At 63.8% G+C, this 7,201-nt stretch carries 7 protein-coding genes; 4 read left to right on the forward strand and 3 right to left on the reverse strand.

Annotated features, from left to right (window positions below; genetic code table 11):
* Positions 1-113: 113 nt before the first annotated feature.
* From AC6LJY_RS19340 to mpl, 3 genes are all read right to left on the reverse strand, one after another.
* Positions 114-2,015 carry a ribonuclease catalytic domain-containing protein gene (locus AC6LJY_RS19340; RefSeq protein WP_485132529.1) on the reverse strand — a complete coding sequence of 634 codons (1,902 nt, stop codon included), beginning with the start codon at positions 2,013-2,015 and terminating at the stop codon, positions 114-116.
* Positions 2,016-2,088: 73 nt separating this feature from the next.
* Entirely contained in the window at positions 2,089-2,691 is a 603-nt protein-coding gene (locus AC6LJY_RS19345) for a YqiA/YcfP family alpha/beta fold hydrolase (RefSeq protein ID WP_314364697.1), read from the reverse strand.
* A 25-nt stretch (positions 2,692-2,716) separates the two neighbouring features.
* Positions 2,717-4,087 carry a UDP-N-acetylmuramate:L-alanyl-gamma-D-glutamyl-meso-diaminopimelate ligase gene (mpl, locus tag AC6LJY_RS19350; protein ID WP_498136557.1) on the reverse strand — a complete coding sequence of 457 codons (1,371 nt, stop codon included), beginning with the start codon at positions 4,085-4,087 and terminating at the stop codon, positions 2,717-2,719.
* 94 nt (positions 4,088-4,181) lie between these two features.
* Here mpl and AC6LJY_RS19355 point away from each other — a divergent pair, with 94 nt between their 5' ends.
* From AC6LJY_RS19355 to accC, 4 genes are all read left to right on the forward strand, one after another.
* A complete protein-coding gene (locus AC6LJY_RS19355; protein ID WP_046806532.1) occupies positions 4,182-4,715 on the forward strand; it encodes a TlpA family protein disulfide reductase in 534 nt (177 codons plus the stop codon).
* Positions 4,716-4,812: 97 nt separating this feature from the next.
* Positions 4,813-5,247: a type II 3-dehydroquinate dehydratase gene (gene aroQ, locus AC6LJY_RS19360; protein ID WP_314364690.1), complete on the forward strand. Its 435-nt coding sequence runs from the start codon at positions 4,813-4,815 to the stop codon at positions 5,245-5,247.
* 88 nt (positions 5,248-5,335) lie between these two features.
* Positions 5,336-5,791 (forward strand): acetyl-CoA carboxylase biotin carboxyl carrier protein, encoded by a 456-nt coding sequence (accB, locus tag AC6LJY_RS19365; protein WP_046806530.1) that lies wholly within the window; start codon positions 5,336-5,338, stop codon positions 5,789-5,791.
* Between the two features lie 9 nt (positions 5,792-5,800).
* Complete coding sequence (accC, locus tag AC6LJY_RS19370) at positions 5,801-7,147, forward strand: acetyl-CoA carboxylase biotin carboxylase subunit (protein ID WP_046806529.1); 1,347 nt, start codon at positions 5,801-5,803, stop codon at positions 7,145-7,147.
* The last annotated feature ends 54 nt before the right edge of the window (positions 7,148-7,201 follow it).

A 7,201-nucleotide genomic window follows, 5' to 3' on the forward strand; every position in this document is an offset into this window, starting at 1 on the left:
TGTTATGGTCCTCTGCCGCGGGCAACCCCTCTTGCGCAATGGCGGGAGGGGCTGCCCGCGGCAGGGACGTTTTTTATGCTTTTTTTACGTTGCGCTGTCGCGCTGGATGCATCCTACGTGCTTGCGGGCTCGGGAGCCAGCTGGCCGACATACCGGCAGTCCAGTTCCAGCGCCAGTTCATCCATGCCCAGGATGTCGATTTCAACGGGCGTGCCGCGTTCCAGTTCGGGCATGCCGCCCACGCGCGTCACCAGCGGCGCGTTGGCAAATCGCACCAGATCATCGCGCAGCACGTGCGCCACCGTGCGGGTGATGCCGTTTTGCTTCAACCAGCGCAGGCACCAGTAGCGTTCCATGGCGCTTTGGAATTCGGCCCAGGCCGCGTACTGCGCATCGAACGCGCCGATGATGGCGAACAGGTCGGCGTCGCGCGGCTTGAACGGCGCCACCAGACGCGCCGATACGCCGTGTTCCACCGCGGCGATCAGCTGCCATTGGTTGACCAGGTCGACATAGCGGCGCAGCGGCGACGTGCTCCACGCATACTGCGGCACGCCGATAGCTTCGTGCGGCAAGGCCTGCGTGCTCATGCGTACGCGGCCCGCCTGTTGCGACCGATAAATGCCCGGCACGCCGTGTTGGTGCAGCAAGCCGCCCCACAGGTTGTTGGCCAGGATCATGTATTCGGCCACCATGCGGTCCAGCGGCGCGTTGCGCTGACGCGGCACCAGGCGCACCGGCGTGTCCGGGTCGTCGGGGTTGCCGTCCAGGTAGAAGCTGTATTCCACGCGGGAATTGTTTTCGGGCTTGCCGCGCACGTTTTCGCGTTGCGCCGACAGCGCCTGCGCCAGTTTCCACAGCGGACGCAACCAATGGCCGTAGGGAATGTCGGTCGACGGGTCGGCCAGGCTGGCCTCGGTGACTTGCGCGTCCAGCATGTTGTGGCGCAGGTTTTCACGCACCACCACCCGTTCCAGGCGCGTGTCGGATTCGATGATTTCGCCCGTTTCCGGGTCGGCCACCACATACAGCGACAGCACCGGCACTTCGCGCCCGGCATCCAGCGAGAACGCCTTGATGACGTTGTCCGGCTGCATCGGGATCTTGTCGCCCGGCATGTACACCGTGGACAGGCGGGCGCGCGCCAGCTTGTCGAATTCGCTGTCGCGGGTCACGGTCAGGCCGGGGGCGGCCACGTGCACGCCCACGCGCAGGCGGCCGTCGGGCAACGTCGTGACGGACAGCGCGTCGTCGATCTCGGTCGTGGTGACGTCGTCCACCGAATAGATCTCGGCATCGGACAACGGCAGTTCGCGGTCGATGGGCGGCAGTTCCAGTTCCGGGAATTCCAGGCCGCGCGGGAAGTTGACGGCCAGGAAGCGGCGCTTGTGCAACGCCAGCGCGTGCGGCCATGCGCCCAGTTCCAGCAGCAGGCGGTCGGGGCTTTTGCCCAGCTTGGCGCAGGCGGCGTCCAGCGCCTTCCATTGCTGCGAATTCTTGTCCGGGCGGATCAGCAGCGTTTCGGCAACCTGGGCAATGGGTTCGGGCAGGCGGCCGGCGGCCATCTCGTCGACCCATTCCTGTTGCTGCTCGGCCTGGCGCTGCTTCTTTTCCAGCGCCGCCAGCGCAGCGGCCAGGATGTCCGGCGGGGCAGGGCGGTAACGGCCCTTGCCACGGCGGTGAAAGTACGCGGGCGCACTGTGCAGGCGCATCAGCAGCGCGGCATGTTCCACCGGCGTGGGGGCGTGGCCGAAGTAGTCGGCGGCCAGCGTGGGCGTGTCGAACTCTTCTTGCGGCGCGCATTCCCACAGGAATTGCAGATCCAGTTCGTCGGCGGCCGCGGCCGCCTGGCTCATCAGCGCCGCCGGTTCGGGCGACGCGAAATTGAACAGGGTATTGGCGCGCTTGATCTTGCTGCGCTTGCCCGACTCTGACTCCACCTGCAAGCTGGCGTCGGTTTCGGACAGGATGTTGCCGGCCTTGAAGCTGCCGTCATCTTCGTAAAACACATACATGGTGGGGATCTTCCTGGGCGGCGCGTACGCACCGCCTTGCGCAGCGAAATAGAGTGTTGATGTCTGGTACTGATTATTGAGGGCTAACCTGCTTGCCGCCAAGGGCGAATTCAAGCACCTCGGGCATCCAACGTTCGAAGTCGGACAAACCGTGGTCGCTGCCTTCGACGATACGCTGCCGGCAACCCGCGTAGCGATCGCGCATTTCACGCCAATCCAGGACCTCGTCGCCCGTGGCCGCCAGCAGGAAGTACCGGTCGGGATGGGTGATGCGGGGGACGTGGATGGCGGCCAGTTCGTCTACATATTCAGGCAAAAAGACGAACGGCGCGTCGGAATGATACATGTGGTGCTCGCCGACCTGGGTGGCCAGGTCGCGCGCGGCCTCGACGGCCGGGTTCAGCAGCACCGCCTTGCAATCCAGTTGTTCTGCCAGCCAGGTGGCGTAGAAACCGCCCAGCGACGAGCCCACCACGGTCAGTGCCCTGGGGCTGTCCGCGCCTTGCAGTTGGCGCTGCGCAATGCCCGTCGCCAGCGCAATGGCTTGCCGGGGGCTGGCGGGCAGCTGGGGGCAGGCCCACTGCGTGGCCAGGCCAAGCCCGGCCATGGCATCGGCCATCTGCCGGGCTTTGGTGGAACTGGGCGAGGAACGAAAACCGTGCAGGTAGAGAATCATTTCGTGCTCGTCCAATTAAGAGGGATCAGCGGCGTGCCCGCAGCGCGTCCAGCAGCTTGCCATGGACGCCGCCAAATCCGCCGTTGCTCATGACCAGCACCTGGTCGCCGGGGCGGGCGGCGGCGGTCACGGCCGCGACCAGCGCGTCGATGTCATCGTAACTGGAAGCTCGGTCGCCCAGCGGCGCCAGGACCACGGCCGGATTCCAGCCCAGCGCATGCTTGCCGCTGTGGGCGCCAAAGCAGAACACGAGGTCGGCGTCGGCCAGCGCGTCGGGCAGGCGGGCGGCCATGGTGCCCAGCTTCATCGTGTTGGAGCGCGGCTCCAGCACCGCCAGGATGCGGGCCGACCCGACTTGGCGGCGCAGCCCTTGGACGGTGGTGGCGATGGCGGTGGGGTGGTGCGCAAAATCGTCATAGACCTTGACGCCGTCCACGGTGCCGCGCAGTTCCATGCGGCGCTTCACGCCCGCAAAACGCGTCAGCGCGGCAATGCCTTCCGGGGCCGACACGCCCGCGTGCTCGGCGGCGGCCAGCGCGGCCAGCGCGTTCATGCGGTTGTGCTCGCCGGTCAGGTTCCAGCGCACGGTGCCGATGTCGACCCCGCTGCGTATCACCGTGAAGGCGCCGTCATCATCGGGCGGGGATGCCTGCCAGGCGCCATCCGCGCCGAACGTGACCGTTTCAGACCAGCAACCGCGCGCAATCACGCGGTCCAGTGCATCGCAATGGGCGGGCCGTACGATGCGGCCGGACGCGGGAATGGTGCGCACCAGATGGTGAAATTGCGTTTCGATGGCTGCCAGATCCGGGAAGATGTCGGCGTGGTCGTATTCCAGGTTGTTCAGGATGGCGGTGCGCGGGCGGTAATGGACAAACTTGGACCGCTTGTCGAAGAACGCCGTGTCGTATTCGTCCGCTTCGATCACGAAGGGGCGGCGCGTGGGGTCATAGCGGGCGGATACATGCAGGTCCGCCGCCACGCCGCCGATCAGGAAGTTGGGGGCAAGGCCGGCGGCTTCCAGTATCCAGGCCAGCATCGAGCTGGTCGTGGTTTTGCCATGCGTGCCCGCCACCGCCAGCACGTGCGCGCCCGGCAGGATGTTGTCGCCCAGCCATTGCGGGCCGGACACGTAGCGCGCGCCCGATTCCAGAATGGCTTCCATCAGGGGGTTGCCGCGGCTGACGACGTTGCCGATCACGTACAGGTCGGGGGCCAGCGCCATCTGGTCCGCGCCAAAGCCTTCGATCAGGTCGATGCCTTGCTCGGACAGCTGCGTGCTCATCGGCGGGTATACGCCCGCATCGCAACCAGTGACCTTGTGGCCGGCGGCCCGCGCGATCAGCGCCAAGCCGCCCATGAACGTACCGCAGATGCCAAGAATGTGCAGGTGCATTGAAAACTCTCCTGTCCGGCATTGTATATATAGCGGCCACCGGCCATGCCGCCCGGGGAGCGCGCAAAATACCGGCAGCGGTTATGATCGCGCCATGAATCGACGCCTACTTCTATCCGCCGGCGTGGCCGTGGCCGCCACGGTCGCCGGGGGCTATACCCTGTTGGGGCAGAAGTCCCGCACGTCTGCACCGCCCACTGAGGCCGGCGACCCGGTTGCCGCCTTGATGCAATTGCAGATGCCCGACCTGCATGGCGCGACGCAGTCGCTGGCCAACTGGAAGGGCCAGCCGATGGTGGTCAATTTCTGGGCAACGTGGTGCGCGCCGTGTGTGCGCGAGATGCCGGAATTGGATGCCTTGCAGAAAAAATACCCGAATGTCCGCTTTGTCGGCATCGGCGTTGATTCCGCAGCGAACATGCAAAAATTCGTCGAGAAAGTGCAAGTTTCGTACCCCTTGTGGGTGATCGGGGCAGGTGCGATCGATACCTTGCGCAAGCTGGGCAACCCCAGCGGCGGCTTGCCTTTTACCATCGTGTTCAACGCTGATGGCGCAATTAACCGGAAGATACTGGGCGAAATCCAACCCGACGACCTGAACCAAACCTTATCCGGTTTGAAGGCATAAGTCTGTTGGACAAATAGTAGGAATTGGCGTAAAAAGCTGGTTTATCGGCTGTTTTGCCAACAATTCCACCGTTGGCAATCCACTCATTGGCAAGCGCATGGCGCAAAACATACTGGTATTGCATGGCCCGAATCTAAACCTGCTTGGCACCCGGGAACCTCATATCTACGGCAGTTTGACGCTGCCTCAGATCAATGAGCGCCTGGAGCTGCTTGCAGGGGAATTGGGCGCCAAGCTGGCTGCTTGGCAAGGCAATCACGAAGGCTCGCTGGTTGACCGCATTCAAGCGGCCCGGCAAGACGGCACAGACTTCATCATCATCAACGCGGCGGCTTATACGCACACCAGCGTCGCTATCCGCGATGCGCTGGCTGGGGTCGCGATCCCATTTATTGAAGTACATTTGTCCAATCTGTATAAGCGAGAGCCCTTCAGGCATCACTCTTATCTGTCCGACTTGGCGGTAGGCCTTATCTCCGGCCTGGGCGCGGACGGCTACGAGGCGGCTCTGCGTTACGCAGTGCGGCACTGATCTCGCACCAAACTCACGGCTTTTACATCTTATACGGCGCGGACCCCACGCTGGGACGCCGCCGACACTATCTCGGGAAGCAGCTTCTATGGACCTTCGAAAACTCAAAACCCTGATCGACCTGGTGGCTGAATCGGGTATCGCCGAGCTGGAAATCACCGAAGGCGAAGGCAAGGTACGCATCGTCAAGTTCTCGCAAACCTTGCAGCCGGTGGCTTACCACCAGCCCGAAGCCGGCGCGCAAGCCGCGCCCGTCGCACAAGCCGCCGCGCCCGCCGCGCCGGCCGCCGAAGCCGCCCCGGTCATCCAGGGCCACGTCGTCAAGGCGCCGATGGTCGGCACGTTCTACCGTTCGCCGAACCCGGGCGCCGCCCCGTTCATCGACGTGGGCGCCACCGTCAAGGAAGGCGATCCGCTGTGCATCATTGAAGCCATGAAGCTGCTCAATGAAATCGAAGCCGACAAGTCCGGCGTCATCAAAGAAATCCTGGTCGAAAACGGTGAGCCCGTCGAGTACGGTCAACCCCTGTTCGTCATTGGCTGATAGCTGAAAATGTTCGAAAAAATCCTGATCGCCAATCGGGGCGAAATCGCCCTGCGCATTCAGCGCGCTTGCCGTGAGCTGGGCATCAAAACCGTGGTCGTGCACTCCGAGGCTGACCGCGAGGCCAAGTACGTGCGCCTGGCCGATGAATCCGTGTGCATCGGGCCCGCGCCGTCGCGTGACAGCTACCTGAACATGCCGGCCATCATTTCGGCCGCCGAAGTGACGGATTCCGAGGCAATCCACCCGGGTTACGGGTTCTTGTCCGAAAATGCCGACTTTGCCGATCGCGTCGAAAAGAGCGGCTTCGTCTTCATCGGCCCGCGTCCCGACACCATTCGCCTGATGGGCGACAAGGTCAGCGCCAAGCGCGCCATGATCGAAGCGGGTGTGCCGGTGGTGCCCGGTTCTGAAGGCGCGTTGCCGGAAGATCCGCAGGAAATCATCCGCATTGCGCGCGAAGTGGGCTACCCGGTCATCATCAAGGCAGCAGGCGGCGGCGGTGGCCGTGGCATGCGCGTGGTGTACACCGAGGCCGCGCTGTTGAACGCCGTCACCATGACGCGTTCGGAAGCGGGCGCCGCGTTCAACAACCCGGAAGTCTATATGGAGAAGTTCCTTGAGAACCCTCGCCATGTGGAAATCCAGGTGCTGGCCGATGGTGGCCGCAACGCCGTCTGGCTGGGTGAGCGCGACTGCTCCATGCAGCGCCGCCACCAGAAGGTCATCGAAGAAGCGCCGGCTCCTGGCATCGCCCGTCGCGCCATCGAGCGCATCGGCGACCGCTGCGCCGACGCTTGCCGCAAGATGGGCTATCGCGGCGCGGGCACGTTCGAGTTCCTGTTTGAAAACGGCGAGTTCTATTTCATCGAAATGAACACCCGCATCCAGGTCGAACACCCGGTCACCGAACTGATCACCGGCATCGACCTGGTGCAGCAGCAGATCCTGATCGCCGCTGGCGAAAAGTTCACGCTGCGCCAACGCGACATCGCCTTCAAGGGCCATGCCATCGAATGCCGCATCAACGCCGAAGATCCGTTCCGTTTCGTGCCCAGCCCCGGCCGCATCACCAACTGGCACACGCCGGGCGGCCCTGGCGTTCGGATTGATTCGCACGCCTACAACAGCTACTTCGTGCCGCCCAACTACGATTCGATGATCGCCAAGGTCATCACGTATGGCGATACGCGTGACCAGGCATTGGCGCGCATGCGCATCGCGCTGTCGGAAATGGTGGTGGAAGGCATTTCGACCAACATCCCGCTGCATCGTGAATTGCTGCAAGATGCCCGCTTCATCGAAGGCGGCACCAGCATCCACTATCTGGAAAACAAGTTGGCTCAGCGTCCCTGACCGACGACCCGGGGCCTCACGGCCCCTTTTTACGTTTTATGGTCTATCGGGCCG

It is taken from the genome of Achromobacter sp. RT286_PF (assembly GCF_059760425.1).